The sequence below is a fragment of the Chromobacterium sp. ATCC 53434 genome, assembly GCF_002848345.1.
Classification (GTDB): Bacteria; Pseudomonadota; Gammaproteobacteria; order Burkholderiales; family Chromobacteriaceae; genus Chromobacterium.
In genome coordinates, this window is sequence record NZ_CP025429.1 from 4,450,989 (window position 1) to 4,476,595 (window position 25,607).

The following is a 25,607-nucleotide window of genomic DNA, read 5'->3' on the forward strand; positions in this document are numbered from 1 at the left end:
CTTATTTTCGCAAGAGTGCGATGCGAAAGAAACCTCCAAAGCCGGCTTCTTCGTCGTGAATGCGTTGCAATTTGGTGACGGCGACGATGTCGCCCAGCTTGCGGTTGACGTCGGTGGCCACCGCCCGCGCCAGCAGATTGCCGGCGCGGCGCCACAACGGCGCGCGCGCGCCGTCCGGCAGGAATTTGTCGAACACCGTCGCGCGGCCGCCGGGCTTCAACACCCGCTCCACCTCGAGCAGGCAGGCGCGCGGGTCCGGCACCACCGCCAGCGCCAGATGCAGCACCACCGCGTCGAAGCTGGCGTCGGGAAAATCCAGCCGCTGCGCATCCATCTCGCGCGCGTCGACGTCCAGCCCCAGCCGAGCGGCTCGCTGGCGCAAGGTCGACAGCATGGCCGGCGCGATGTCGATCGCGGTGACGCGACGGCAACGCACCAGGAAGTCGAGATCCAGCCCGGTGCCGGCGCAGACCAGCAGCAGGCGTTCGTCGGGTTGCGGATTCAGCAGGCCCAGCGAGCGGCGGCGGTGGGCGGCGAAGCCCTGCGCCAGCCTGTCGTACAGCGGCGCGTACAGATCGTAGCGCCAGCGGTTGAAACGATTGGCCCAGTCACGCGGCATCGCGCATTTCCTGTTCGAAGCGCGCCAGCCTCGCCCAGTCCAGCCCCCAGGCCGGCGCCGGCGCGGCGAAGTAGAAGCCCTGCAGCTTGGCGCAGCCCATTTCCCGCAGCATCGCCAGCTGGCTGGCGGTCTCGACGCCCTCGGCCACCACGTCCAGGTCCAGCGCGCGCGCCAGCGCCAGGATGGCGCGGACGATGGCGGCCGACTCCTCCTTGCGGTCCAGGTCGAAGACGAAGGACTGGTCTATCTTCAGCACGTCGAAACGGTAGCGGTGCAGATAGGACAGCGCCGAGTAGCCGGTGCCGAAATCGTCCAGCGCCAGCCTGACGCCAAGGCCGTGCAGCGCCTGCATCGTCGTCGCGGCGGTGTCCGGCTGGTCTATCAGCGCGCTCTCGGTGATCTCCAGATGCAGCATCGCCGGCGGCAGCTGGTAGTGGGCGATGCGGCCGCCTATCCAGCCCGCCAGGTCCGGATCGTGGAAATTGGCCGACGACAGATTGATGTGCAGCGCGATGTCCTCGCCGACCTGGCCGTCGGCGCGCCAGGCCTGCAGCTGGGCGCAGGCGGCGTTGACCATGTAGCGGTCCAGCCGGGTGATCAGCCCGCTCTCCTCGGCCATCGGCAGGAACAGCGCCGGCGAGATCAGGCCGCGCTGCGGATGCTGCCAGCGCACCAGCGCCTCGAAGCCGGACAGCTTGCCGTTGCCGGCGTCGATGAAGGGCTGGTAATACGGTATCAGCTGGCCCTCCTCCTCCAGCGCGCGCCTCAGCTCGCTCTCCAGCGCCAGTTGGTCGGCCTGGTCTATCCGCAGCTGGTGGCTGAACAGCGTGTAGCCCTGGCGGCCCTGCTGCTTGGTGCAATACATCGCGTGGTCGGCGTCGCGCAGCAGGTCCTCGGCCTTGCGGTAGTGCTCGCGGTCGGCCAGCACCACGCCGACGCTGGCGGTGGAGAACACCTCGCGGCCGGCCAGGATCACCGGCCGCTCGAATTCGCTGACGATGCGGCGGGCGATGGTCTCGCACTCGTCGACCGCGTCCATGCCGAACATCAGCACGGCGAACTCGTCGCCGCCGAGGCGGGCCAGGAAATCGTAATGGCGCAGGCAGGCCCGGATGCGGGCGCCGGCCTCGAACAGCAGATGGTCGCCGGCCAGGTGGCCCAGCGTGTCGTTGACCAGCTTGAAGCGGTCCAGGTCGATGAAGACCACGGCGAAGCGGTCGCCGTTGCCGGCCAGGTAGGCGTCCCAGGCGCGGCGCAGCGCCTTGGACAGATAGCTGCGGTTCGGCAGCTTGGTCAGCGGATCGTGCAGGCTGTCGAATTCCAGCTGGGCGTTGACCGCGTCCAGCTCGCTGGTGCGCTCGCGCACCCGCTGCTCCAGCTCGGCATAGGCCAGCTGCAGGCTTTCCAGCGCGCGCACCCGCGCCAGCGCGGCGCCGATATTGTTGGCGACGAACTCCAGCACCTCCTGGTCGCGGAAGTTGTACACCACGTCGCTTTCGTAGCTCTGCACCGCCAGCACGCCCAGCAGCTCGTGGCCGCAATACAGCGGCACGCCCAGCCAGCTTTTCGGCCGGATGGCGCCGTCGTCGGCGTCGCCCGCGCCGGCATCGCCGCCGTACGGATCTATCAGCAGCGGCCGGCCGCTGTGCAGCACCTGCTCGATATAGCCCTTGCCGGGCTTGCGGGGCTGCAGCGACTGCGCGTGCTCGTCGGCGCAGTAGGGGAAGGCGATGCAGTCGTTGACGGTGTCGTACAGCGCCACCAGACAGTTGCGCGCCGCCACCATCTCCGACAGCAGCCGGTGCAGGCCGCTGAGGAAGGCCTCCAGCGACAGGCTGGTATTGGACAATTCGGCGATGCGGAACAGCACGTCCTGGAATTTTTCGGCGCGCTTGCGGCCGGACACCTCGGCGCGCAGCCTGGCGTTGGCGCCCTCCAGCTCGCTGGTGCGCAGCCACACCTGGCGCTCCAGCTGGCTGCGGTACAACACCCGGTCCAGCGCGAAGCCTACGTGGCGCGCGGCGAACATGAACAGCAGCTGTTCGGCCGACGAGAACGGCGTCTGCTCGTCGTACAGCTGCAGCACCACGGCGCCGATCAGATTGCCGGCGGCGTTGACCAGCGGCGCCCCCATCCAGAACGACGCCGACAGCAGCGGCTGGGCCAGTCCGTGTTGCCGGCAGATTTCCAGGATGCGCTCGCGGGTCAGCACCATGGGCTTGCCGCCGCGTATCAGCCAGGCGGTCAGCGAGCTGTTGGCGCCATTGACCGGAAACACGCTGTCGGACGCCGGCGGCGCCGGATCGTGCCGATCGACGTAGAACGGGAAGCGCAGCGTGGCGCACTCCTCGTCATACAGCGCGATGTAGAAATTGCTGGCGTCCATCAGCCGCGACATCAGCTTGTGCAGCCTCGGCAGTATCCGCTCCAGGCCGTCGCCCTCGCCGGCCAGCAGGCTGATCTCCAGCATCGTCTCGTTGGCGACGCGGGCGGCGGCCTGTTCGTCGCGCAGCGCCGCGCAATACAGATGGCCGGCCAGCAGGGCGGCGATATCGGCCACCGTCTCCGGCGCGCGGCCGCGCCACACCAGCCAGCCCAGGCGCTGGCCGGCGGCGGTCAATTCCAGCGCGCCGCCGTCCGGGCCGGGCAAACGGCCCTTGTCCAGCGCGTCGGCCGCCGGCAAGCCGGCTGCGGCGCCGCTGCCGGCAAGTTGACGCCAGACCACTCCCTCCCGAATCCATACCGCGGCGGCGGATAGCCCGCCGGTTTGCTGCAGCATGGCCAAGGCCCGCCCCGCGGCCTGCTCCGGGGTTTCCAGATATTCAGCCGTGCTCATCATGTCATTATCGTAGTACGAGTTAGCCGGAAAATCCGTGTCCGACCCCGCGGTCCCCTTCCCCAGGGACCGGCGGCCTTGGCGTCTGTTCGACCCCATAGGCAAAAGCCCGGAGCGGACTCCGGGCCTGCGTCGTCACAGTAGCGACCTCATGCCACGATAGCTTCCCCGCCGGCGGCGGAAATCAGGCTTCGGCCAACAGCAGCATGGCGTCCAGCAGCGCGTCCAGCTGCGCCAATTCATGGCGCGCCGACAGCGAGATCCGCAGACGAGCGCCGTTCTCCGGCACCGTCGGCGGACGGATGGCGGGCACCCAGTAGCCTTGCTGCCGCAAACCATGGGCCAATCTCATGGCATGAGCATCGCCGCCTATGATAAATGGTTGAATCGGGGTGCGGGAAGCCCCCGTGGAGAAACGGCTGCCGGCCAAGCGCTCGCGGCAGCGCGCCACCAGCTGCGCCAGCCTCGCCCGCCGCTCGTCGCCGTCGGCGATCAGCCGCAGGCTGGTCGGCACCGCGGCCGCCAACGCCGGCGGCTGGGCGGTGCTGAAGACATAGGTGCGGCCGCGGTTCAGCAGCCACTCCACCAGCGGACGCGCGCCGGCGACGAAGGCGCCGGCGAGGCCGGCCGCCTTGCCCAGCGTGGCCATATAGATCAGCCGCTCGCTGGACAGATCATGTTCGGCCAAGGCGCCGCGACCATGGCCCAGCACGCCGAAACCGTGGGCGTCGTCGACGTAGAGCCAGGCGTCGAAGCGCTCGGCCAGCGCCAACAGCGCCGGCAGCGGCGCCTCGTCGCCGTCCATGCTGTACACGGCGTCCACCGCGATCAGCTTGGTGCTTGCCCGGCTGGCGGACAGCAATTGCTCCAGGTGCTCGAGATCGTTGTGGCGGAAGCGCTGGAAGTCGGCGCGCGACAGCAGACAGCCGTCGTTCAGCGACGCGTGGTTCAGCTTGTCGGCGAACACCGCGTCGCCGCGGCCAACCAGGCTGGTGATCACCGCCAGGTTGGCGGCGTAGCCGGAGCCGAACAATAGCGCCGCCTCGCGGCCGACGAAACGCGCCAACGCCTCCTCGGCCTCCTGGTGGGCCCGGCTGTGGCCGGTCAGCAGATGGGAGGCGCCGCTGCCCGCCCCCCACCGGTCGGCGCCCTGCTGCAGCGCGCGCACCAGCGACGGATGGTCGGCCAGGCCGAGGTAGTCGTTGCTCGCAAAAGACAGGTATTCCTCGCCGTCTACGACGATCTCCACGCCTTGCGGCGATTCGAGCGTCGCCCGTTGACGGCGGCGGTGGCTGGCGTCCAGTTCCAGCAATGCTGCGGACAGGTCTTGCAGGCGCATGGCGGGTTGCACTCTTTTACGTTGTTGACCAAACCGCGGCAGCGGGCCGCCCCGGCACGACACACTATATATATGTTTCCATTTAAGACCACACGGCGGAATTGCTAATGTTTTTTACAGCGCCTGCAGATCCAGCTTGGCCATCAGCGACTGGTCGGCCAATACGTCCGGATTGCCGGTGGTCAGCAGCTTGTCGCCGTAGAAAATCGAATTGGCGCCGGCCAGGAAGCACAGCGCCTGGGTCGCCTCGTCCATTTCGCGCCGGCCGGCCGACAGCCGCACATAACTTTTCGGCATCGTGATGCGCGCCGCCGCGATGGTGCGGACGAACTCGGTCCAGTCCAGCCGCTCGGCGTTCTGCAGCGGCGTGCCGATCACCTGCACCAGATTGTTGACCGGCACCGACTCCGGCTGCGGGTCCAGATTGGCCAGCTGGACGATCAGACCGGCGCGGTCGCGCCGGGTCTCGTTCATGCCGACGATACCGCCGCAACATACCGACAGTCCAGCCCGGCGAACCTTGCCCAGCGTGTCCAGCCTGTCCTCGTACTCCCGGCTCTGGATGATGTCGGCGTATTTGTCCGGCGCGGTGTCCAGATTATGGTTGTAATAGTCGAGGCCGGCGTCCTTCAGCTTCTCCGCCTGGCCGTCGCGCAACAGGCCGAAGGTCGCGCAGGTCTCCATGCCCAGCGCCTTCACCTCGCTGACCATCCGCAGGGTCTGCTCCAGATCGGCGTCCTTCGGACCGCGCCAGGCGGCGCCCATGCAGAAGCGGCCGGCGCCGTTGGCCTTGGCCTGGCGCGCGGCGGCCACCACCTCGTCCACCGTCATCATCGGCTGATCGGTCACCGGCGTGTCGTGGTGCACCGACTGCGGGCAATAACCGCAATCCTCCGGACAGCCGCCGGTCTTGATCGACACCAGCGTCGACAGCTGCACCCGGGTCGGATCGAAAAACTGGCGATGGATTTCGGCGGCGCGGAACACCAGCTCCATGAAAGGCAGGCCGAGCAGCGCCTCCACTTCCTCCACACTCCAGTTGGCCTGTTCCGGGTGCGGCCGGGACGGACGCTTGAACTCCATCGTTGCAGAATGCATCGTATGCTCCATTACCGTTGGTCATTGTGATGAAGGACCTGCCGGTCCGTCACCCTGCCCGCTTGGGCAGGCCGGCAAAATCTTGGAGCGAGAGCGCGATGCTGTCAAACCTGATATCGCCATTAATTGACAACTGCACAATTTTTAATCAACCGTGCATCTTGTGCGGCGCGTCGGACGCCCGTGGCGGCCTGTGCGGCGGCTGCCGCGACATGCTGCCGACGCTGCCGGCCGAACGCTGTCCCCGCTGCGCCGAACCAACGCCGGGCGGCGTCTGTTGCGGCCACTGCCAGCGGCGCGCGCCGGCCTTCGACGCGCTACACGTTCCTTATCTGTTTGGCTACCCCCTGAACGGACTGATATACGCGTTCAAGTACGGCCGGCGCTTACAATTGGCCGGCGTCCTGGCCGGTCTGCTCAGCGATTTCGCCCGTTGTCAAGCCCCGTCATACGACCTTGTCATTCCCGTTCCATTGGCAAATGAAAGACTTGCGGAAAGAGGCTTCAATCAGAGTTCCGAGCTCGCCCGGGCGTTCGCTGTTACAATAAACAGCCGTTTTTCGGACCGCATGTGTTGGCGAAAATGCAACACATTGCCGCAGGCCTCGCTCGGCCGCGACGAAAGACGGCGAAACGTACGTCATGCATTCGGCGTAAAACGCCGCTGCGACGGGCTTTGCATTGCCATCATCGATGATGTCGCCACCAGTGGCGCCACCCTGTCCTCGCTCGCTCTCGAGCTGAAAAAACAGGGGGCAAAACGGGTCGACGGATGGGTGCTTGCCCGGGCGTTTTCCCCAAAAACTTGACCAAGATTTTGATTCCTTGGAACAATCCAGCCTGCCAACGATGTTCACTGTTGTTCTATTTCAGCCGGAAATTCCGCCCAACACGGGCAATGTGATTCGTTTATGTGCCAACACCGGCTGTGAACTGCATCTGGTCAAACCAATGGGCTTCCCGCTTGAGGATGCCAAGTTGCGGCGCGCAGGACTCGATTACCACGAGTATGCCCGCGTCGTCGTCCACGAAGATTGGTCCGCTTGCCTGCGGGCCCTTCAGGGACGGCGGATATTCGCCGCGACGACGAGGGGCGCCACGCGCCATGACCGGATTTCCTACCAACCCGGGGACGTATTTTTGTTCGGTCCCGAATCCCGCGGCTTGCCGCAAGATGTGCTGGCTGCCCTGCCGGCGCAACAACGGATTCGCTTGCCGATGCGTCCCGAGTCGAGAAGTCTCAATCTCTCCAATGCTGTCGCCGTGACGGTATTCGAGGCTTGGCGCCAGCTCGATTTCGCCGGGGGGGTATAGCGGTTCACAAGGTTGGCCCAACAGCATAGGGAGGTTTATGCAACCTGTACTCCGATGGCTGTGGCTTCTATTTGTCAGTCTCGTGCTTGTGGCCTGTTCCACCGTGAAGACGGCCAGTGCCACAAACCAGTCGGCGTCGCCGACCAACAAGAAGTCCGTCGCCAAAAACGGAGCTTATTTCCAGAACGACGGTCCGGCCGATCATATCCCGGTCAACCTGAATCTGGTCCCGGATGCCGTGCCGCAGGACGAGCCGCTGATCAAGTCGGCCAACCTGCCTTACTCGGCCCTGGGAATGAGCTTCCGTCCCGATGTGCGTGAAAAGCCTTATCACGCCACCGGCCGTGCCTCATGGTATGGCAAGCAGTTCCATGGACGCAGGACGTCCTCGGGCGAACGCTACGATATGTTCGCCATGACCGCAGCGCATCCGACGCTGCCGATCCCGAGCTATGCCCGGGTGACCAACTTGACCAACGGCAAGTCGGTGGTGGTCCGCGTCAACGATCGCGGTCCGTTCCACAAGAGCCGTTTGATGGACTTGTCGTACGCAGCCGCCTACAAGCTCGGCTTCATCCAGCAGGGCAGCGCCAAGATCGCGATCGATCGCGTCTGGCCGGCCGCCGACAACACCTTCTCCGCGTCAGCGCAGCCGGCCACCATGCCGGTAGCCCGCGAGTTGCGTGCAGGCGACAATCCGAAGTACCTGCAGCTGGGTTCGTTCAGCACGCTGGCCAACGCCGAGGCGCTGCTGCAAAGAACGCTGGACGAGCTGGACGACAAGTACGATTCCAAGCTCGGCATCGTCAACCAGCAGGGGGTGTACAAGGTACGGCTTGGGCCGTTCCCGTCGGACGAGGCGGTGCGCAGCGCCGCCGAAAACCTGCACGTGGAGACCGTGATCACCAGCCTGTAATGGCTGTCAGCTGAACCGTATGGCAAAGGGCGAAAGGCGAAGGATGCATCCTTCGCCTTTTTTCATGCCTGCGGGATACGCGCCTTGAACAGGCGGCAAGAAAAAGCCCCGGCCTGGGCCGGGGCAATGCCTGGATATCAACGATTCAGGCCCCGCTCAGGGAGCCAAGCGGGAGGTGTGAACACCTGCAGCTTAGGCGCGGGCCCCGATTCAAAGTTCCTGCCCGGCGACGTCGTCCACCGGCGGCAGCGCGTCGAACCAGCCCTTGACCACTTGCTCCACCTCGTCGACGCCGGCCTTCTTCAGGCTGGAGAACATCTGCACGCTGACGGCCGGATAGTCGGCCAGCTCGCGCTTCACCAGCGCCAGCACCTTGTTCTGATCCTGGCGCGACAGCTTGTCGGCCTTGGACAACAGAATGTGCACCGGCCGTCCCGCCTTGCGGAAAAATTCCAGCATTCTGCGATCCAGGTCCTTTAATGGATGACGAGCGTCCATAATCAACAAAAGGCCGATCAGGCTCTGCCGCGTCTGCAGGTAGCGGCCCAGCAGCTCCACCCAGTGGGCGCGCACCGCTTCCGGCACCTCGGCGTAGCCGTAGCCGGGCAAGTCCACCAGAAAACATTCGTCGCCCAGCTCGAAGAAATTGATGTGCTGGGTCCGGCCCGGCGTCTTGGAGACGTAGGCGAGCCGGGTGCGGTTGGCCAGCGTGTTGATGGCGCTGGACTTGCCGGCATTGGAGCGACCGACGAAGGCGACCTCGGCGCGGGTGGCCGGCAGGTCCTTCATATGATTGACGGTGGTATAAAAACGGGCGTTCTGAAAAATCGACATGGTAGTAAGGTTGAAATCAGTTGGTATAGAATAACAGGTTTGGAATTGCTACTTTTACAGATATTTTAGGGATCCCCCCTAAAGGAGCGACCATGAGACGTAAAATGCTGTTGGCGATGGCAACCCTGATCCTGGCCGGCAATGCGCTGGCGGCGGCACAGGAGGTGAAGGGGGACCCGGCGAAAGGCAAGCCGACCGCCGAGACGGTCTGCGCGGCCTGCCACGGCCCAGACGGCAACAGCGCGGCGGCGACCTACCCGGCGCTGGCCGGCCAGAACCCGCATTATCTGTATAGCCAACTGCAGGCGTTCAAGAAGGGCGAGCGCAAGGACCCGACGATGCTGGGCATGACCGCCGCGCTGTCCGACGACGACATGCGCAATCTGGCCGCCTACTTCAGCCAGCAGAAGCCGAAGGACCGCGAGGCCGCCGACAAGGCTCAGATGCCGCTGGGCGCCAAGATCTACCGCGTCGGCAACGCCGCCACCCACGTGCCCGCCTGTATGGCCTGCCACGGACCGGCCGGCAAGGGTCTGCCCGACCAGTTCCCGCGCCTGGGCAGCCAGCATGCCGCTTACGTCGCCAAGCAACTGGCCGATTTCAAGGCCGGCACCAACCGCAAGAACTCCGTCATGGCCGACATCGCCAGCCGGATGACCGACGCCGAAATGAAGGCGGTGGCCGAATACATCTCCGGCCTGCGCTGATCCCCGCCATGCCGGCCGCCGCGCAGCACCCGCATTCGTCGCTGACGCTCAGCCCGGCAGGCCGCCGCAACTTCGCCGCTCAGGCGCGTTCAAAAGGGAAGCTCCAGGCGGGCTTCCCTTTTTGCCTATCCGAACATGAAAAACCAACACCGCCATACCATCCGCCACGCGCTATACGAACTGCTCAGCTCGATGCGCTTCGCCATCGGCCTGCTGACGATACTGGCAATCGCCTCCATCGTCGGCACCGTGCTGAAGCAGAACGAGCCCTATCCGAACTACGCATTTGAATTCGGCCAGTTCTGGTTCCAGGTTTTCGAACAGCTGGGATTGTACGACGTCTACCATTCCGCCTGGTTCCTGACCATCCTGGCCTTCCTGATGTTGTCGATCACGCTGTGCATCATCCGCAACGGCCCCGGCTTCATCCGCCAGATCCGCGGCTATCGCGAGAAGGCCAGCGACGCCTCGCTGGCGGCGATGTCGCACAGCCAGGTCTTCGCCGCCGAAGCCGCCGCGCCAGAGCCGCTGCTGGCCTATCTGCGGGCGCAGGGCTTCCGCTGGCGCGAGGCCGAACGCGGCGACGGCGGCCGCCTGATCGCCGCCAAGAAGGGCGCGGCCGGCAAGCTGGGCTATTTCTGCGCCCACGCCGCGCTGGTGGTGATCTGCATAGGCGGCTTGCTGGACGGCAATCTGCCGCTGAAGCTGGCCGAGCTGGCCGGCCGCGTGGTGCCGGAAACCCGCGACCTGCCGCAAAGCCAGATTCCGGCGCCCAGCCGGCTGTCGGCCGGCAATCTGTCGTTCCGCGGCAACGTCAACGTCGCCGAGGGCAAGAGCGCCGACGTCATCTTCCTGAATTCCGGCAACGGCTATCTGGTGCAGGAACTGCCCTTCATCGTCACGCTGAAGAAATTCCACGTCGACTACTACAGCAACGGCATGCCCAAGCTGTTCGCCAGCGACATTGTCGTCACCGACAAGCAAAGCGGCAAGGTCACCGAGGCGACGGTCAAGGTCAACCACCCGCTGATCGTCGACGGCATCGCCATCTACCAGGCCTCCTTCGGCGACGGCGGCTCGCCGCTGCGGCTGAGCGCCTGGAACCTGGCCACGCCGCAAAGCGCGCCGGTGCCGCTCTCCGGCGTGTCGATGAACAGCCAGCCGCTGCGCGCCAACGGCAAGGACTACGCGCTGGAGTTCGGCGAGCTCAGGGTGTTCAACATCGAGAACATCGGCAAGCCGGGCGACGGCGAGGCGACGCTGACGCAGCGGATGCACGACGCCCGCGAGGTCAAGCAGACCCACGAGCTGAAGAACTTCGGCCCGTCCATCGCCTTCAAGCTGCGCGACACCCAGGGCCAGGCGGTGGAATACGTCAACTACATGTCGCCGATAGAGCAGGACGGCGCCAGCTACATGATGGCCGGCATGCGCAAGACGCCGGCCGACCCGTTCCAGTATCTGCGCCTGCCGCTGGACGACGACATGAAGCTGGACCGCTTCATGCGCCTGTACGCCGCGCTGCGCGACCCGTCGCTGTATGAACAGATCGCCGCGCGCGCCACTCGCAAGGCCCGCCAGGGCGGCGTCATCGACGAGAAGCTGGCCCGCCAGTTCGGCGACAGCGTCAAGGGCGTGCTGCAACGCTTCGCCCAGGGCGGCTTCGACGGACTGGAGCAATTCCTGGACCAGCGCGTGCCGGCCGACAAACGCCAGGCGGTGGCGCAGACCTACATCAAGATATTGCAGGGCGCGGTGATCGACGTGATGGCGGTGGCCGACGACAAGGCCGGCGCCAAGCCGCTGGCGGCCGACGCCGCCCACTACCGCTTCCTGCTGGACGGCCTGGTGGCCGCCAGCGGCCTGCAGGACTACGGCGCGCCGGTATTGCTGCAGCTAGAGGGCTTCGACCAGGTACAATCGTCCGGCCTGCAGCTGACCCGCTCGCCGGGCAAGGCGCTGGTCTACCTGGGCTCGATCTTGCTGGTGCTCGGCATCGTGCTAATGTTCTATGTGCGCGAGCTGCGGCTGTGGATACGGCTGGACGGCGACCAGGTGCGGGTGGCGATGGCTTCGAACCGCCACAACAGCGATCTGGACCGAGACTTCCAGCGTCATCTCGACGCGATAAAACAGCTGACACGGGGAACATGATGGAACTGGCAACCACGACATTCGACCGCCTGCCGCTGTGGCGCCGGCTGGACCGCCGCGACTGGGCGTACGCGCTGCTGATCGCCGTCGCCGCCGGCTACGCCTTCGGCCTCTACCATCACGCGATGGACGGCTACGAGCAGGCGATACTGGCCGGCTCGGCGCTGGGACTGATCGCGCTCGGCTGGTTCTGGAAGGCCTGGCGCTGGTACTTCCTGCTGTCCGGCGGCCTGGCGCTGCTCGGCATCCAGTTGTACCAGCACGACCTGGCCCGCGGCCAGAGCGCGTTCTGGCTCAAATACGCGCTGTCCAGCCAGTCCGCCATCATGTGGATGTGCACGTTGTTCTTCCTGGCCACCGCGGTGTACTGGATCGGCCTGGCCCGGCGCGCCGAGACGCTGTACCGGATGGGCGCCGGCCTGAGCTGGGCGGCCGCGGTGATGGGCCTGGCCGGCCTGTTCGTCCGCTGGTACGAGAGCTATCTGATCGCGCCCGACGTCGGTCACATCCCGGTGTCCAATCTGTACGAGGTCTTCGTGCTGTTCACGCTGATCACCTCGCTGATGTATCTGTACTACCAGGCCAAGTTCGCCGCCGGCCCGGCCGGCGCGCTGGTGCTGCCGGTGGTCAGCGCCGCGGTCGGCTTCATCCTGTGGTACAGCCTGGACCGCCAGGCGCACGGCATCCAGCCGCTGATCCCGGCGCTGCAGTCGTGGTGGATGAAGATACACGTGCCGGCCAACTTCGTCGGCTACGGCGCCTTCTCGCTGGCGGCGATGCTGGGCGTCGGCGAACTGCTGGTGCAGAAGGGCTGGCTGCGCGACCGCCTGCCGCCGGCCGAGGTGCTGGACGAGATGATGTACAAGGCGATCTCGGTCGGCTTCCTGTTCTTCACCATCGCCACCATACTGGGCGCGATGTGGGCGGCCGACGCCTGGGGCGGCTACTGGAGCTGGGACCCGAAGGAGACCTGGGCGCTGATCGTCTGGCTGAACTACGCTGCCTGGCTGCACATCCGGCTGGTCAAGGGCTGGCGCGGCGCGCCGCTGGCCTGGTGGTCGGTGATAGGCCTGGTGGTCGTCACCTTCGCCTTCCTCGGCGTCAATATGTTCCTGTCCGGCCTGCATTCCTACGGCGGGCTGTAAGCGAAGCCACCCCGCAAGCCCGGCCGAAGCGCCGGGCTTTTTGCATTTTCCCTACCCGCCGCGCCGGCATTTGGTATGCTTGTAGCGCTTTTACCGCTTTTTTATATCGCACAGGAACGCTTTACACCATCATGGACTTTTCATGGCTGTCCGACCCCGCCGCCTGGCTGGGCCTCTTGACGCTGATCATCCTCGAGATCGTACTCGGCATAGACAACCTGATCTTCGTGGCCATCCTGGCCGAAAAACTTCCACCAGAACAACGCGACCGCGCCCGCATCGTCGGCCTGTCGCTGGCGCTCGTCATGCGCCTCTTGCTGCTGGCCAGCGTCTCCTGGCTGGTCACGCTGACCACGCCGCTGTTCTCGGTCATGGGCGTCGGCTTCGCCGGCCGCGACCTGATCATGCTGGGCGGCGGCGTCTTCCTGCTGTTCAAGGCCACCACCGAGCTGCATGAGCGGCTGGAGGGCGTAGACCACGTCAAGAGCGGCAGCCAGCGCGCCTACGCCGCCTTCGCCACCGTCGTCGCGCAGATTCTGGTGCTGGACGCAGTGTTCTCGATCGACTCCGTCGTCACCGCCATCGGCATGTCCGAGCACCTGCCGGTGATGATGCTGGCCGTCATCGTCGCGATGATATTGATGATCGCCGCCAGCAAGCCGCTGACTTCCTTCGTCAACGCCCATCCGACGGTGGTGATGCTGTGTCTGGGCTTCCTGTTGATGATAGGCTTCAGCCTGGTCGCCGACGGTTTCGGCTTCCACATACCGAAGGGCTATCTGTACGCGGCCATCGGCTTCTCGGTGCTGATCGAGGCCTTCAACCAGGTGTCGCAGGCCAACCGCATCCGCTACATGAACCGCTCGCAGAGCTTCCGCGAGCGCACCGCCAACGCGGTGCTGAGCCTGATGGGCAGCCGGCTGTCCGACGCCGCCAACGCCGAGGCCAAGCCCGAGGCCGGCCCGCAGCAGGTGGAGGACGCCGCCTTCGGCCACAACGAGCGCGCGATGATACACAGCGTGCTGACGCTGGCCGAGCGACCGATCCGCGTGATCGCCACCCCGCGCGCCGACATCCACCGCCTGGACCTGAGCCAGCCGGAAGCGGCGCAGCGCAAGGCGCTGCGGGACAGCCCGTACTCGCGCCTGGTGGTGATACGCGACGGCAGCATAGACGAGCCGCTGGGCATCGTCGCCCGCAAGGACCTGCTGGCCCAGCTCCTGGACGGCCGCCCGCTGGACGTGGACGCCGCGCTGCGCCAGCCGCTGGTGCTGCCGGAGACCGTCACCGTGCTGAAGGCGCTGGAAAGCTTCCGCCAGCACGCCGCCGACATGGCCTTCGTCGTCAACGAGTTCGGCAGTCTGGAAGGCATCGTCACCCAGAAGGACCTGATGGAGGCGATCGCCGGCGAATTCCCGGAAGAGCACGAGCGTCACGAACTGCCGGCCATCGTCGCCAACGCCGACGGCAGCTACGACGTCGAGGGCAGCCTGGAATTGGTGACGCTGGAGCAGTATCTGACGCTGGGCGATTTCGAGGACGAGGACTTCCACACCGTGGCCGGCCTGCTGATGGACTGCCTGGAGCGCATCCCGCGCGAGGGCGACGAAGTCGGCATCGGCGAATGGAAGCTGCGCGTCACCGCGCAGAAGGGCAACCGCACCGAACGGGTGCTGATCAGCCCGCAGTCCGACAGCTTCGATGCCGGCATCTGATCCGGCCCAGGGCCTTCCCCGGCCCTGGTTCCTCTACGTGCTGCGCTGCGCCGACGGCGCGCTGTACACCGGCGTCAGCACCGATGTCGCGCGCCGCTACCGCCAGCACCAGGCAGGCAAGGGCGCGCGCTACACCCGTTTGAACCCGCCGGTCGCCGTCGCACTGATCGTCGAATACCCCGGCCGCTCCGCCGCGCTGCAGGCCGAACACGCGTTCAAGCAGCTGTCCGCCGCGGCCAAGCGGGATTTCCTGGGCCGCCACGGCGACGCCGCCGTCCCGGCCTGAGCCGCCGGCGCTCCCCCTCTTTTCCTCCGACGCTGGCCTAGCCCGCGCGATGAACGGTATAGTGAACGCCATCGTCATCGCGTCCGCTCCGCGGCGGCAACCGCGGCCGGGCCACCACCGGGAGGGATCATGCCAGGCAGTATTTCCCGAATCGCCGCGCTATTGGCCGGCGCTCTGCTGGCCGCCGCGGCCAGCGCCGCCGACGCCGTCCGCGTCGGCTCCAAGATAGACACCGAGGGCGCGCTGCTCGGCAACCTCATCCAGCAGGTGCTGGAAGCCCACGGCGTCAAGACCGAGAGCCGGCTGTCGCTGGGCAATACCAAGGTGGTGCGCACCGCCATCGCCGCCGGCGAGATCGACATCTACCCCGAATACACCGGCAACGGCGCCTTCTTCTTCTCCGACGAGAAGAACCCGGCGTGGAAATCGGCCGCCGCCGGCTACCAGCGGGTCAAACAGCTCGATTACGACAAGAACCGCATTGTCTGGCTGGCGCCGGCGCCGGCCAACAACACCTGGACCATCGCCGTCCGGCGCGATGTCGCCAGCGCCAACCACCTCGGCACGCTCGCCGATCTGGGCGCCTGGCTGAACCGCGGCGGCCGCTTCAAGCTGGCCGCCTCGGCCGAATTCATCGAACGGCCGGACGCGCTGCCGGCCTTCCAGAACGCCTACGGCTTCAAGCTGCGCCGGGACCAGCTGCTGGCGCTGGCCGGCGGCGACACCTCGGCCACCGTCAAGGCGGCGGCCGAGCAGACCTCGGGCGTCAACGCCGCGATGGCCTACGGCACCGACGGCCCGGTGGCGGCGCTGGGCCTGATCGCGCTGCGTGACCCCCAGGGCGTGCAGCCGGTGTACGCGCCGACGCCCATCATCCGCGCCGACGCGCTGGCCCGCCACCCGGACATCGCCGCCTGGCTCAAGCCGGTGTTCCAATCGCTGGACGAGCCGACGCTGCAACAGTTGAACGCCAGCATCGCGCTGGAAGGCCGCAATGCGCGCCAGGTGGCCGCCGGCTACCTGAAGCGCAAGGGCTTCATCAAGTGACGGCGAAGGCGCGCGCCTGATGCGGCCGCGCAACCGGGTGCGACTGGCGCTGGCCCTGCTGTTGCTGGCCGGCGCCTGCTGCCCCTTGCTCAGCCACGCGCCCAACCGCCTGCTGAGCGGCCAGGGTCTCTACCTTACCGCGCTGCCCGGCGCCGCCTGGCTGTTGATGCCGGCGCTGCCGCTGCTGCTGGCGCCGTGGCTGGCCGACGCCCGCCGGCTGCACGGCCTGTTGGCGCCGTGCGCCGCCGTGCTCGCCAACGGACTGTTGCTGCTGGCAGGCCATGAGGCCGCACGCTTGGGCGGCGGCGATCGGGACGCGCTCTCGCGCACCACCTTCGGCGCCGGCTTCTGGCTGCTGCAGCTGGCCGCCGGCCTTTATCTGGCCGAGGCGCTGCGCGGCCTGGCCCTGAAGCCGCCGGCCCGCGCGCTGGCGGTCTGCGCCGCCTGCCTGCCGGCGCTGGCCCTGCTGGCCGCCGGCCGGCTGGACGCGCTGGCCTTGCTGCGCGAATACCACAACGACGCGGACGCCTTCCACCAGGCGCTGCTGCGCCATCTACAATTGCTGGCGCTGTCGGTGCCGCCGGCCGCGCTGCTGGGCGCGGCGCTGGGCTTGGCGGCCTTCCGCCGCCCCCGCGTCGAAGCCTGGCTGTTTCCGGCGCTGAACACGCTGCAGACGGTGCCGTCTCTGGCGCTGTTCGCGCTGTTGATCGCGCCGCTGGCCTGGCTGGGCCGGCTATGGCCGCAATCCGGCATCGCCGGCGTCGGCCTGGCGCCGGCCGTCACCGCGCTGGCGCTGTACTCGCTGCTGCCGATGACCCACGGCGCGCTGGCCGCGCTGCGCCAGGTGCCGGCCGCCGCCCGCGACAGCGCGCGCGGCATCGGCATGTCGCCGTGGCAGGTGTTCCGCCTGGTGGAGCTGCCGCTGGCGCTGCCGGTGCTGATGACCGGCCTGCGCGTCACCACGGTGCAGGCGGTGGGCCTGGCGGCGGTGGCGGCGCTGATAGGCGCCGGCGGCTTCGGTGCCATCGTGTTCCAGGGCCTGTCAGCCAGCGCGCCGGACCAGGTGCTGCTGGGCACGCTGCCCATCGTTATCCTGACGTTGTGCTGCGACACCGTCTTCAAACTGCTGGCCTCGCGGCTGGAGCGCGCCCCCCGATGATAGAAATTTCCGCCGTCAACAAATCGTTCCACGGCTGGCAAGCGGTGTCGGAACTGACGCTGAATGTGGCCGCAGGCGAGCTGGCGGTGCTGGTCGGCAGCTCCGGCTCCGGCAAATCGACGACGCTGAAAATGCTGAACCGGCTGCTGGAGCCGGACAGCGGCGAAATCCGCATCGCCGGCCGCGACATCCGCGAACAGCCGCCGGAGCGGCTGCGCCGCCACATCGGCTACGCGATACAGTCGGTGGGCCTGTTCCCGCACTGGAACGTCGAAGAGAACATCGCCGCGGTGCCCAGATTGCTGGGCTGGCCGCGGCAGCGGATACGGGATAGGGTGGACGAGCTGCTGGCGCTGCTGCAACTCCCCGCCGACTTCCGCCGGCGCTACCCGCAGCAGCTGTCCGGCGGCCAGCAGCAGCGCGTCGGCGTCGCGCGGGCGTTGGCCGCCGATCCCGACGTGCTGCTGATGGACGAGCCGTTCGGCGCGCTGGACCCGGTCACCCGCGCCAGCCTGCAACAGGAACTGGCCCGCATCCACCGGCTGTCCGGCAAGACCATCGTCCTGGTCACCCACGACATCGACGAGGCGTTGCTGCTGGGCCAGCGCATCGCGGTGATGGACCAGGGCCGCCTGCTGCAACAGGGCAGCCCGCGCGACATCCTGCTGCATCCGGCCAACGACTTCGTCCGCGATTTCTTCCAGCCCGACGAGGCCGGCGTGCGCTTGCTGGGCCTGCAGCGCGTCGCCGAGCGGATGCGGCCCGGCGAGCGCGCCGCCGGCGACCCAGTCCGGGCCGACGCCACGCTGCGCCAGGCGCTGTCGGCCTTCATCGTCCAGGGCGCGACGGCGCTGCCGGTGGTGGACGCCGCCGGCGCCGAAATCGGCGCGCTGCGCTTCGAAGACCTGCTGGGCGCGCCGGCATGAGGCGGCGCATCGGCCTGATTGTCGGCGCGCTGGCGCTGGCCGCGCTGCTGCTGGCTCTGCCGCATGGCGCGCCGCTGTTCCACCATCTGTTCCCGGAGCTGGACCGCCCGCTATACCAGCAGGACGACATCGCCGAGCTCTTGCTCGCCCACCTGGGCATCGTCGCGCTGTCCGGCGGCGGCGCCTCCGTGCTAGGCATCGCCGCCGCGCTGTGGGTCGGCCGGCCCGCCGGCGGCGATTTCCGCCCGCTGCTGGAGACGCTGCTGGCCATCGCCCAATCGTTTCCGCCGGTGGCGGTGCTGGCGCTGACGGTGCCGCTGATAGGCTTCGGCGCCGCGCCGGCGCTGATCGCGCTGGCGCTGTACAGCCTGCTGCCCATCACCCACGCCGCGCTGGCCGGCCTGGCCTCGGTGCCGGAAGACGCGCGCGAGGCGGCGCGCGGCATGGGCATGAGCCCGGCGCAGATGCTGTGGCGGGTGGAGCTGCCGCTGGCGGCGCCGGTCATCGTCGCCGGCGTGCGCACCGCGATGGTGATCAATATCGGCACCGCCGCGCTAGCGTCCACCGTCGGCGCCCGCACGCTGGGCCTGCCCATCATCGTCGGCCTGTCCGGCTTCAACACCGCCTACGTGATACAGGGCGCGCTACCGGTGGCGCTGCTGGCCATCGTCGTCGACCAGGCGTTTTTGTGGCTGGGCGACTGGCTGAGACCTCCTGATCTTGGCAAACCATAGTCCGCCATCAAGACCCGGCTCACCGCCAACCCGTCGCTGCGCCTTTCCGTCATATTGAACTTCATAAAAATGGATGGCTCTATCTGTAGCGACAACGCTTGCCAAACGCACTGGAAACGACGGTGTCATTGCCAGCTTCCGTGCATGCCGGCTCTTGCTATTGCCCGCTCTCGCCAGTGTCTTAATGCCCTGCAATCTACAAAACCAATGCCAGCGCTTTGGTTTTCCCTACTCGGTCTTCGCCAAAAAACAACAACTGCCAATAATTTGCTATACCGTGAATAAGAACATTTCGATGAAATCAAGCTATTCGGGTGACTGTGCACGGCGCAGTGACTTAGCCTTACCGCCATGCAGAACAGTTACGTAATGGCCGAACGACATTCAATTCCATTGTCATTTAAAATAAATGCCACAGCATTACATGCCACATGGCGCTTTCATCGAAGCAAATTTAGCTCCTTGGCAAGCCGTAGCCCAAGCACGGACATGCCTGCCAGCGGACTGAGCCACGTTGAGGAGACTCCCATAATCATGGTGAAAACGTTGCCAAGCTGAAAGCAACTGCAACTGTTCAACAAAATTACCCGACAATGGCATCAACCGAGTGTTTGTGCGGCAGCGCGTTTCTCAAGTAAAATGAACCCATTTTCGTGAATAACGATTACTGGATTGATTGTTATTATCACCTGCTATATCACCATGCATTTCGACGACAAGTCAGTATTCTTTTATCGCTGCTTGCCGCCCTTTTCAAAAGCCTAGATCATGATTCAAAAAAAATTTCGCCTTGTCGAAAAACATAGAGCGTACAGAAAAAAAATTGTTGCGAACCGCCTCTCCCTGAAAGAAAAAATTTCCGGTCGGTATCAAGAATGGCGCCTTTCTCGATCCAATACCCAAATAGTAAGCCATATTGCAAGACGCCTGTATCAAAAAATCAAAGACAAGCTTCGCCTTTCATACTCGGTGCATAACAGCATTCATCTTTCCCCGCCAAAGAAGGTGAAACAGAATATTTTCTGTATCAGAATAACCGGCGGGATAGGCGATGCCGTCATCATTGCAAGAATGGCCCGGGATTTAGTGGCCAATATTGGCGAATATCAATTCGATATTTACTTTCAATCCCCCGCTGTCATTAGACCATTCTTTAGCAAAATAAAAGGCTTTCGAGAATGCATGCACATAGATGCATTCGATCAAACCAAGCATTACTACCAGTTCTCACTTATCGCAAATCAATTTGTCTATTTCGAGGATGGCGTAGCCAATCTTCAAGAGATTACTGCTAAACATCCTAAGCTGCTTAGCATATTCTCGAATACAGTTGCCACAAAGAATAAGTATGATCGATATATAAGGCTGCATCCCACCCTTGATGGCGCCTTTTCCGACATTGCCACCAAACAGGGGCATCGTCGCTATACATACCTCCATCACACGCTGGGGATCAAGTATACGAGCGACCTCTTGGATATCGAGCTCGCATCTCAGCTCCCCTCTGCCTTATTAGATAAGAATTACATTACCATTCATGATGGTTGGGATGGCAATTTTCCGATAAAAAGCCATAGACCAACCAAATCGGTACCAATAGAAAAATGGGCGGAAATTGTTGCCTTGATAAAAAAAGAACGAAGCGATATAACGATCGTTCAGTTAGGCGGAGCGACCGGATCGAATATTGACGGCGTTGATATCAATTTCAAAAACAAACTTAGCTTTGATCAAGCCACGACTGTGCTATCAAAATCGCTACTTCATATAGATGCTGAGTCCGGCCTTGTTCATATCGCTGCATCTTTAGGTGTACGTAGCATCGTTTTGTTTGGCCCGACCAACTCGGATTGGTTCTCCTATCCAAGCAATATCAATATATTGCCGAAAGAGTGTGGAAATTGCTGGTGGTCAACCAATAACTGGATGGAGAAATGTCCCGCAGGATTCGATATTCCTATTTGCACAAATAGCATAAGCGCAAAATTAGTCGCTAAAGAGGCGGTAAAATTTTTAAGCACGGTATGAAATTTATCTAGCTTAGAATTTAACTAGATCAATCGGTAGGCTTGCTCAAGAGATAAAGAAACTCATGAGCAAGCCTACACCGCGACAGCGCCAAACCAAGTCGTCGTACCCCGACAACCCATGCTTCAGAAATCAACGATAACCGTCTGATAACAAGCAAGCATGGTAGAAAATCTACTATTACAAGCCACGCCAGCAAACAATTTCGGCGCCCGCACGCTGGGCCTGCCCATCATCGTCGGCCTGTCCGGCTTCAACACCGCCTATGTGATACAGGGCGCGCTGCCGGTGGCGCTGCTGGCCATCGTCGTCGACCAGGCGTTTTTGTGGCTGGAGGAATCGCTGAGCCCGCAACGGCATGGCTGAACCGGCGGCCCGGCGCGGCCGCTGTGGATAAGAACGGCCCGGCGCGATTTCTGTGGATAAGCCCGCCGGCCGCCCCCGGGACCACGGTGCCCGCCAGAAAGCAAAAAACCACCGGCAAGCGGTGGTTTCGGGGCAGGGATCGCGCGCTTACTTGCCTATGCAGAAGCGCGAGAAGATCACGCCCAGCAGATCGTCGGCGGAGAAGGCGCCGGTGATCTCGGACAGCGCGTTCTGCGCCATCCGCAATTCCTCGGCGAAGATCTCCACCTGCTCCCAGTCGGCCTCGGCCAGCTCCAGGTGGTCGGCGGCGCGGGCGATCGCGTCCAGGTGGCGCTGCCGCGCCAGGAACACGCCCTCGTCGGCGCCGCTATAGCCTATCATCTCCAACAGCTTGGCCTTCAGGATGTCGACGCCGTCGTGGGTGCGGGCCGACAGCCTGACCAGCGGATGGCCGTCCAGCTCCGACAGGCCGGCGGCCTCGCCGGACAGGTCCACCTTGTTGAAGACCTGCACCCTGGGCAGCGCCGGCGGCAGCCGCTCCAGTATCGCCTGCACCTCGGCGGTCCGGCCCTCGCGGCTGTCCACCAGCAGCAACGCCAGATCGGCGCGCTCCACCGCCTGCCAGGTGCGCTCTATGCCTATCTTCTCCACCACGTCGTCGGTGTCGCGCAGGCCGGCGGTGTCGATCACGTGCACCGGTACGCCGTCGATGACGATCTCCTCGCGCACCGTGTCCCGGGTGGTGCCGGCGATATCGGTGACGATGGCGACGTCGTCGCCGGCCAGCGCGTTCATCAGGCTGGACTTGCCGACATTGGGCTGGCCCACCAGCACCACGTGCATGCCCTCGCGCAGGATGGCGCCCTGCTTGGCGGTAGCCTGCACGCCGACCAGATGGCCGCGCAGCCGCTGCAAGCGGCCCAGCGCGTCGGCCTGCTTCAGGAAGTCTATCTCCTCGTCCGGGAAGTCCAGCGTCGCCTCGACCAGCATGCGCAGATTGATCAGCTCGTCCACCAGGCCGTGTACCTCGCGCGAGAACGCGCCCTTCAGCGACTTCAACGCGCTCCTGGCCGCCGTCTCGCTGCTGGCGTCTATCAGGTCGGCCACGCTTTCGGCCTGGGCCAGGTCCAGCTTGTCGTTGAGGAAGGCCCGCTTGGTGAACTCGCCCGGCTCGGCCAGCCGCGCGCCCAGCTCCACGCAGCGCGACAGCAGCATCTTCAGCACCACCGGCCCGCCATGGCCCTGCAGCTCGATCACGTCCTCGCCGGTGAAGCTGTTGGGGCCGGGGAAGAACAGCATCAGGCCGTTGTCCAGCGCCTGGCCCTCGGCGTCGACGAAGTCGGTGTAGGTCGCGTAGCGCGGCTTCGGCGTCTTGCCATTGGAGATGGCCTGCGCGAACGGCAGCAGGTTCTTGCCGGACACGCGGATCACGCCGACGCCGCCGCGTCCCGGAGCGGTGGCGACGGCGCAGATGGTGGCGGGGGTGTAGCTGAGATTCATCGGCATTCCTTGGATGCTTTGCCGCGGACGGCGGGCTGGTACACGGGCGGACATCGGGCATCAAGAGTCGGCATCGCCCCTCTCCCCGGCCCTCTCCCGCGAGGGGAGAGGGAGGCAGGCCGCCTTGCGCTCATGCTCCGCACCGGCTTCATGCCCGCGGCAAACTGATTTATCTAATTATCCAGCAAAAAACCCGGCCAGTGGCCGGGTTCGATCAGCAATTAGGACGGGTCGCTTACGACTGCAGCGCGGCCTTGTTGCTGTTGGCGATCTGCTTGTTGATGAACCACTGCTGCGCGATCGACAGCACGTTGTTCACCACGTAGTACAGCACCAGGCCGGCCGGGAAGAAGAAGAACAGCGCCGAGAAGGCCAGCGGCATGATCTTCATCATCTTCGCCTGCATCGGATCGGCCGGCGGCGGGTTCAGGAAGGTCTGCAGGAACATCGTGGCGGCCATGATGGCCGGCAGGATGTAGTACGGATCCGGACGGGCCAGGTCGGTATACCACAGCACCCACGGCGCGCCGCGCAGTTCCACCGATGCCAGCAGCGCCCAATAGAGGCCGATGAACACCGGGATCTGGATCAGCATCGGCAGGCAGCCGCCCAGCGGATTGACCTTCTCGGTCTTGTACATCTCCATCACCGCCTGCTGGAACTTCATGCGGTCGTCGCCGTACTGCTCCTTCATCCGCTCCAGACGCGGCGCCAGCGCCTTCATCTTGGCCATCGAACGATAGGAGGCGGCGGTCAGCGGGTAGAACACCGCCTTCACCGTCAGCGTCAGCAGGATGATGGCCCAACCCCAGTTGCTGACCAGCGCGTGCAGCTTCACCAGCAGCCAGAACAGCGGCGAGGCGAAGATGTAGAACATGCCGAAGTCCTTGGCATATTCCATGCCGTCGGCCACCTTGGAGATCAGGTTGTACTCTTCCGGACCGGCGTACAGCGGCACCGACACGCTCAGGCTCTTGCCCGGGGCGATGGCGGCGTAGTCCACCAGCGCGGCGGCGGAATTCAGGCCGCCGGTCTGGCTCAGTTCAAAGCGGCAGGCGCGCTCGTCCTTGCACACGGTCTTGCCGTCCAGCGGCTTCAGCACCCAGGCGGACAGGAAGTAGTGCTGCACCATCGCCACCCAACCGTCGGTGGTGGTCTTGGCGTAGTCGCCCTTGCCCTTGGCCAGGTCGTCGAAGCTGACCTTCTGGAACTTGTGCTCGGAGGTGTACACGGCCGGGCCGGTGTAGGTGTGAGCGAAACGGCCCTCACCTTCCGGCGCCTGGCTGTCGCGCAGCAGGCGGTAGTAGGCCATCGGCGCCACCGGCGTGGTGCCGCCATTGACGATGTCGTAGCGGACGCCGATCTCGTAGCTGCCCTTGTCGAAGGTGTAGACCTTGCTCACCTTGACGCCGTTGGCGTCCGGCGCGGTCAGCTTCACTTCCAGCTTGTCGCCGTTCAGCTCGTAGCTGGACTTGTCGGCGGTGAAGACGGTTTTATGCGTCGGCAGCGCCGGGTTGCTCGCCGCCACCAGGCCGGTCTGGGCCACATAGGTGCGCTTGGCGTCGTCCTCGAACAGCTGGAACGGCTGATTGTGGTCTTCGGCGGCGCCGTGCTTCAGCAGCTTCAGCGAACGCAGATCGCCGCCCACGGTATCGATCTCGGCCTCGACCACATCGGTCTTGACGCGAATGCGTTGGCCATAAGTCAGCTTGTTGCCGTCAACCGGCTGCGCGGCGCTGGCCGCGGCCTCGGTCTTGGCCGCCTGCTGCTGGGTGTGCTTGGGCATGAAATACTCATTCCACCCAAACAGGATGCCCACAGACAGTAGAACAAAGATTATCAGTCGCTTGGAATCCATCTTCTCGATACCGGAAAGTTCAGGGAACCGGGTCATAGCCGCTGCCGCCCCAGGGGTGACAACGTCCGATGCGGCGGGCGGCCAGCCAGCCGCCCTTGAGCGCGCCGTGTTTTCTCACCGCCTCGATCGCGTAGCTGGAACAGGTGGGCTGGAAGCGGCAACGCGGTGCCAGCCACGGGCTGATAGCCAGCTGGTAGAAACGGATCAGGAGGATGAGGATGCGCGACATCGTGCCAGTTTAGCAAACAACGCCTGCAAAGCCGTTACAGCTTCGGCGCGCTGTTCGCGGGTAAACGCCGTCTTGGCGCGCACCACGTAGTCCACGCCGCCCAGGCCATGCTGATTCAGGCGGAACCACTCGCGCACGCAGCGCTTGATGTAATTGCGTCGCACCGCCCGCTTGGCGACCTTCTTGCCGACCACCAGCCCGACACGGGCGTGGTCCAGACCGTTGGCGCGGGCGTACACCTGGAAGAACGCATTGCTGCGCTGCTGCCGCAAACTAAAAACGGATGAGAACTCATCCGTTTTTAATAGCCGGTACGCACGGCGAAAGCGGTAAGCCGACAAAGGCTTAGACGGCCAGTTGCTTGCGGCCCTTGGCGCGGCGAGCGGCGATGACGCGACGGCCGCCCTTGGTCTTCATGCGGACCAGGAAGCCGTGGGTGCGTGCGCGACGGGTCTTGGAAGGCTGGTAAGTACGTTTCATGATATGGGTTTCCTGTTTCGAAACGGAAATAAACGCGTGATTTGACTAGATATTCGTCGCTTTGTCAACGAGGAATTTTCTCCACCCCTGTGGATAACTTTGCAAAAAACCGTTAGAATGTCTGGGTTTACCGTTGCCGTCCGGCTGCACAACAAATGAACGCCACCAGGGCCGCTGCCCGCCGCGTTCCACCACCGCAGCCTGCCGGCCGCTTCCATGCCGAATATCCGCCGCCTGCGCGCCTGTTGCGCCAGCGCCGCATGCGGCTCCTCCCGCTGTTGCAAGCCCTGTGCCCGCAGCGGGTTTTTCGCTTTCAC

At 64.8% G+C, this 25,607-nt stretch carries 24 protein-coding genes; 14 read left to right on the top strand and 10 right to left on the bottom strand.

Going from position 1 to position 25,607, the window contains the following annotated elements; translation table 11 throughout:
- Nucleotide 1: 1 nt before the first annotated feature.
- The 4 genes from CXB49_RS19840 to bioB form a co-directional block, all read right to left on the bottom strand.
- Nucleotides 2-619, bottom strand: coding sequence for a class I SAM-dependent methyltransferase (locus CXB49_RS19840; protein WP_101709965.1), 618 nt, complete (start codon nucleotides 617-619; stop codon nucleotides 2-4).
- Nucleotides 609-3,458: an EAL domain-containing protein gene (locus tag CXB49_RS19845; RefSeq protein WP_101709966.1), complete on the bottom strand. Its 2,850-nt coding sequence runs from the start codon at nucleotides 3,456-3,458 to the stop codon at nucleotides 609-611. The genes CXB49_RS19840 and CXB49_RS19845 overlap by 11 nt, the downstream gene beginning before the upstream one ends.
- Before the next feature lie 181 nt (nucleotides 3,459-3,639).
- Nucleotides 3,640-4,794 carry an 8-amino-7-oxononanoate synthase gene (bioF, locus tag CXB49_RS19850; RefSeq protein WP_101709967.1) on the bottom strand — a complete coding sequence of 385 codons (1,155 nt, stop codon included), beginning with the start codon at nucleotides 4,792-4,794 and terminating at the stop codon, nucleotides 3,640-3,642.
- Between the two features lie 114 nt (nucleotides 4,795-4,908).
- Nucleotides 4,909-5,892 carry a biotin synthase BioB gene (gene bioB / locus CXB49_RS19855; RefSeq protein ID WP_101709968.1) on the bottom strand — a complete coding sequence of 328 codons (984 nt, stop codon included), beginning with the start codon at nucleotides 5,890-5,892 and terminating at the stop codon, nucleotides 4,909-4,911.
- Nucleotides 5,893-5,990: 98 nt separating this feature from the next.
- On the opposite strand from bioB, the gene CXB49_RS19860 reads away from it, so the two are divergent.
- The 3 genes from CXB49_RS19860 (at nucleotide 5,991) to CXB49_RS19870 (ending at nucleotide 8,122) form a co-directional block, all read left to right on the top strand.
- A complete protein-coding gene (locus CXB49_RS19860; protein ID WP_233492866.1) occupies nucleotides 5,991-6,701 on the top strand; it encodes a ComF family protein in 711 nt (236 codons plus the stop codon).
- A 40-nt stretch (nucleotides 6,702-6,741) separates the two neighbouring features.
- Nucleotides 6,742-7,206, top strand: coding sequence for a tRNA (uridine(34)/cytosine(34)/5-carboxymethylaminomethyluridine(34)-2'-O)-methyltransferase TrmL (trmL, locus tag CXB49_RS19865; RefSeq protein WP_101709969.1), 465 nt, complete (start codon nucleotides 6,742-6,744; stop codon nucleotides 7,204-7,206).
- Nucleotides 7,207-7,309: 103 nt separating this feature from the next.
- A complete protein-coding gene (locus tag CXB49_RS19870; protein WP_233492867.1) occupies nucleotides 7,310-8,122 on the top strand; it encodes a septal ring lytic transglycosylase RlpA family protein in 813 nt (270 codons plus the stop codon).
- A gap of 210 nt (nucleotides 8,123-8,332) precedes the next feature.
- On the opposite strand, the gene yihA is transcribed toward CXB49_RS19870, so the two are convergent.
- Nucleotides 8,333-8,956 carry a ribosome biogenesis GTP-binding protein YihA/YsxC gene (gene yihA, locus CXB49_RS19875; protein ID WP_101709971.1) on the bottom strand — a complete coding sequence of 208 codons (624 nt, stop codon included), beginning with the start codon at nucleotides 8,954-8,956 and terminating at the stop codon, nucleotides 8,333-8,335.
- A 92-nt stretch (nucleotides 8,957-9,048) separates the two neighbouring features.
- On the opposite strand from yihA, the gene CXB49_RS19880 reads away from it, so the two are divergent.
- From CXB49_RS19880 to CXB49_RS19930, 11 genes are all read left to right on the top strand, one after another.
- Entirely contained in the window at nucleotides 9,049-9,663 is a 615-nt protein-coding gene (locus tag CXB49_RS19880) for a cytochrome c (protein WP_101709972.1), read from the top strand.
- Nucleotides 9,664-9,798: 135 nt separating this feature from the next.
- Nucleotides 9,799-11,817, top strand: a complete 2,019-nt coding sequence (locus tag CXB49_RS19885) for a cytochrome c biogenesis protein ResB (RefSeq protein WP_101709973.1) — start codon at nucleotides 9,799-9,801, stop codon at nucleotides 11,815-11,817.
- The gene (gene ccsB, locus CXB49_RS19890; RefSeq protein ID WP_101709974.1) at nucleotides 11,817-12,962 is read left to right on the top strand and encodes a c-type cytochrome biogenesis protein CcsB; all 1,146 of its coding nucleotides are present in this window, start codon (nucleotides 11,817-11,819) and stop codon (nucleotides 12,960-12,962) included. The genes CXB49_RS19885 and ccsB overlap by 1 nt, the downstream gene beginning before the upstream one ends.
- A gap of 131 nt (nucleotides 12,963-13,093) precedes the next feature.
- The gene (locus CXB49_RS19895; protein WP_101709975.1) at nucleotides 13,094-14,677 is read left to right on the top strand and encodes a TerC family protein; all 1,584 of its coding nucleotides are present in this window, start codon (nucleotides 13,094-13,096) and stop codon (nucleotides 14,675-14,677) included.
- Nucleotides 14,664-14,963, top strand: coding sequence for a GIY-YIG nuclease family protein (locus CXB49_RS19900; protein ID WP_101709976.1), 300 nt, complete (start codon nucleotides 14,664-14,666; stop codon nucleotides 14,961-14,963). Before CXB49_RS19895 ends, CXB49_RS19900 begins: the two co-directional genes overlap by 14 nt.
- 129 nt (nucleotides 14,964-15,092) lie before the next feature.
- A complete protein-coding gene (locus tag CXB49_RS19905) occupies nucleotides 15,093-16,010 on the top strand; it encodes an ABC transporter substrate-binding protein (RefSeq protein ID WP_101709977.1) in 918 nt (305 codons plus the stop codon).
- A gap of 19 nt (nucleotides 16,011-16,029) precedes the next feature.
- Entirely contained in the window at nucleotides 16,030-17,169 is a 1,140-nt protein-coding gene (locus CXB49_RS19910; protein WP_101709978.1) for an ABC transporter permease, read from the top strand.
- Nucleotides 17,166-18,095 (top strand): ABC transporter ATP-binding protein, encoded by a 930-nt coding sequence (locus CXB49_RS19915; RefSeq protein ID WP_101709979.1) that lies wholly within the window; start codon nucleotides 17,166-17,168, stop codon nucleotides 18,093-18,095. Before CXB49_RS19910 ends, CXB49_RS19915 begins: the two co-directional genes overlap by 4 nt.
- Nucleotides 18,092-18,829 (top strand): ABC transporter permease, encoded by a 738-nt coding sequence (locus CXB49_RS19920; protein WP_101709980.1) that lies wholly within the window; start codon nucleotides 18,092-18,094, stop codon nucleotides 18,827-18,829. Before CXB49_RS19915 ends, CXB49_RS19920 begins: the two co-directional genes overlap by 4 nt.
- 768 nt (nucleotides 18,830-19,597) lie before the next feature.
- Nucleotides 19,598-20,857, top strand: a complete 1,260-nt coding sequence (locus tag CXB49_RS19925; protein ID WP_101709981.1) for a glycosyltransferase family 9 protein — start codon at nucleotides 19,598-19,600, stop codon at nucleotides 20,855-20,857.
- Nucleotides 20,858-21,019: 162 nt separating this feature from the next.
- Nucleotides 21,020-21,223: a hypothetical protein gene (locus CXB49_RS19930; RefSeq protein WP_199406723.1), complete on the top strand. Its 204-nt coding sequence runs from the start codon at nucleotides 21,020-21,022 to the stop codon at nucleotides 21,221-21,223.
- Nucleotides 21,224-21,370: 147 nt separating this feature from the next.
- Here CXB49_RS19930 and mnmE read toward each other — a convergent pair whose 3' ends face one another.
- The 5 genes from mnmE to rpmH all read right to left on the bottom strand — a co-directional run bounded on the left by mnmE (nucleotide 21,371) and on the right by rpmH (nucleotide 25,290).
- On the bottom strand, nucleotides 21,371-22,723 hold the full coding sequence (gene mnmE, locus CXB49_RS19935) for a tRNA uridine-5-carboxymethylaminomethyl(34) synthesis GTPase MnmE (protein ID WP_101709982.1): 1,353 nt from the start codon (nucleotides 22,721-22,723) through the stop codon (nucleotides 21,371-21,373).
- Nucleotides 22,724-22,958: 235 nt separating this feature from the next.
- The gene (yidC, locus tag CXB49_RS19940; RefSeq protein ID WP_101709983.1) at nucleotides 22,959-24,581 is read right to left on the bottom strand and encodes a membrane protein insertase YidC; all 1,623 of its coding nucleotides are present in this window, start codon (nucleotides 24,579-24,581) and stop codon (nucleotides 22,959-22,961) included.
- A 19-nt stretch (nucleotides 24,582-24,600) separates the two neighbouring features.
- On the bottom strand, nucleotides 24,601-24,810 hold the full coding sequence (gene yidD, locus CXB49_RS19945) for a membrane protein insertion efficiency factor YidD (protein ID WP_101709984.1): 210 nt from the start codon (nucleotides 24,808-24,810) through the stop codon (nucleotides 24,601-24,603).
- On the bottom strand, nucleotides 24,786-25,151 hold the full coding sequence (rnpA, locus tag CXB49_RS19950) for a ribonuclease P protein component (protein WP_101709985.1): 366 nt from the start codon (nucleotides 25,149-25,151) through the stop codon (nucleotides 24,786-24,788). The genes yidD and rnpA overlap by 25 nt, the downstream gene beginning before the upstream one ends.
- Before the next feature lie 4 nt (nucleotides 25,152-25,155).
- Nucleotides 25,156-25,290: a 50S ribosomal protein L34 gene (gene rpmH, locus CXB49_RS19955; RefSeq protein ID WP_101709986.1), complete on the bottom strand. Its 135-nt coding sequence runs from the start codon at nucleotides 25,288-25,290 to the stop codon at nucleotides 25,156-25,158.
- Nucleotides 25,291-25,607: the final 317 nt, after the last annotated feature.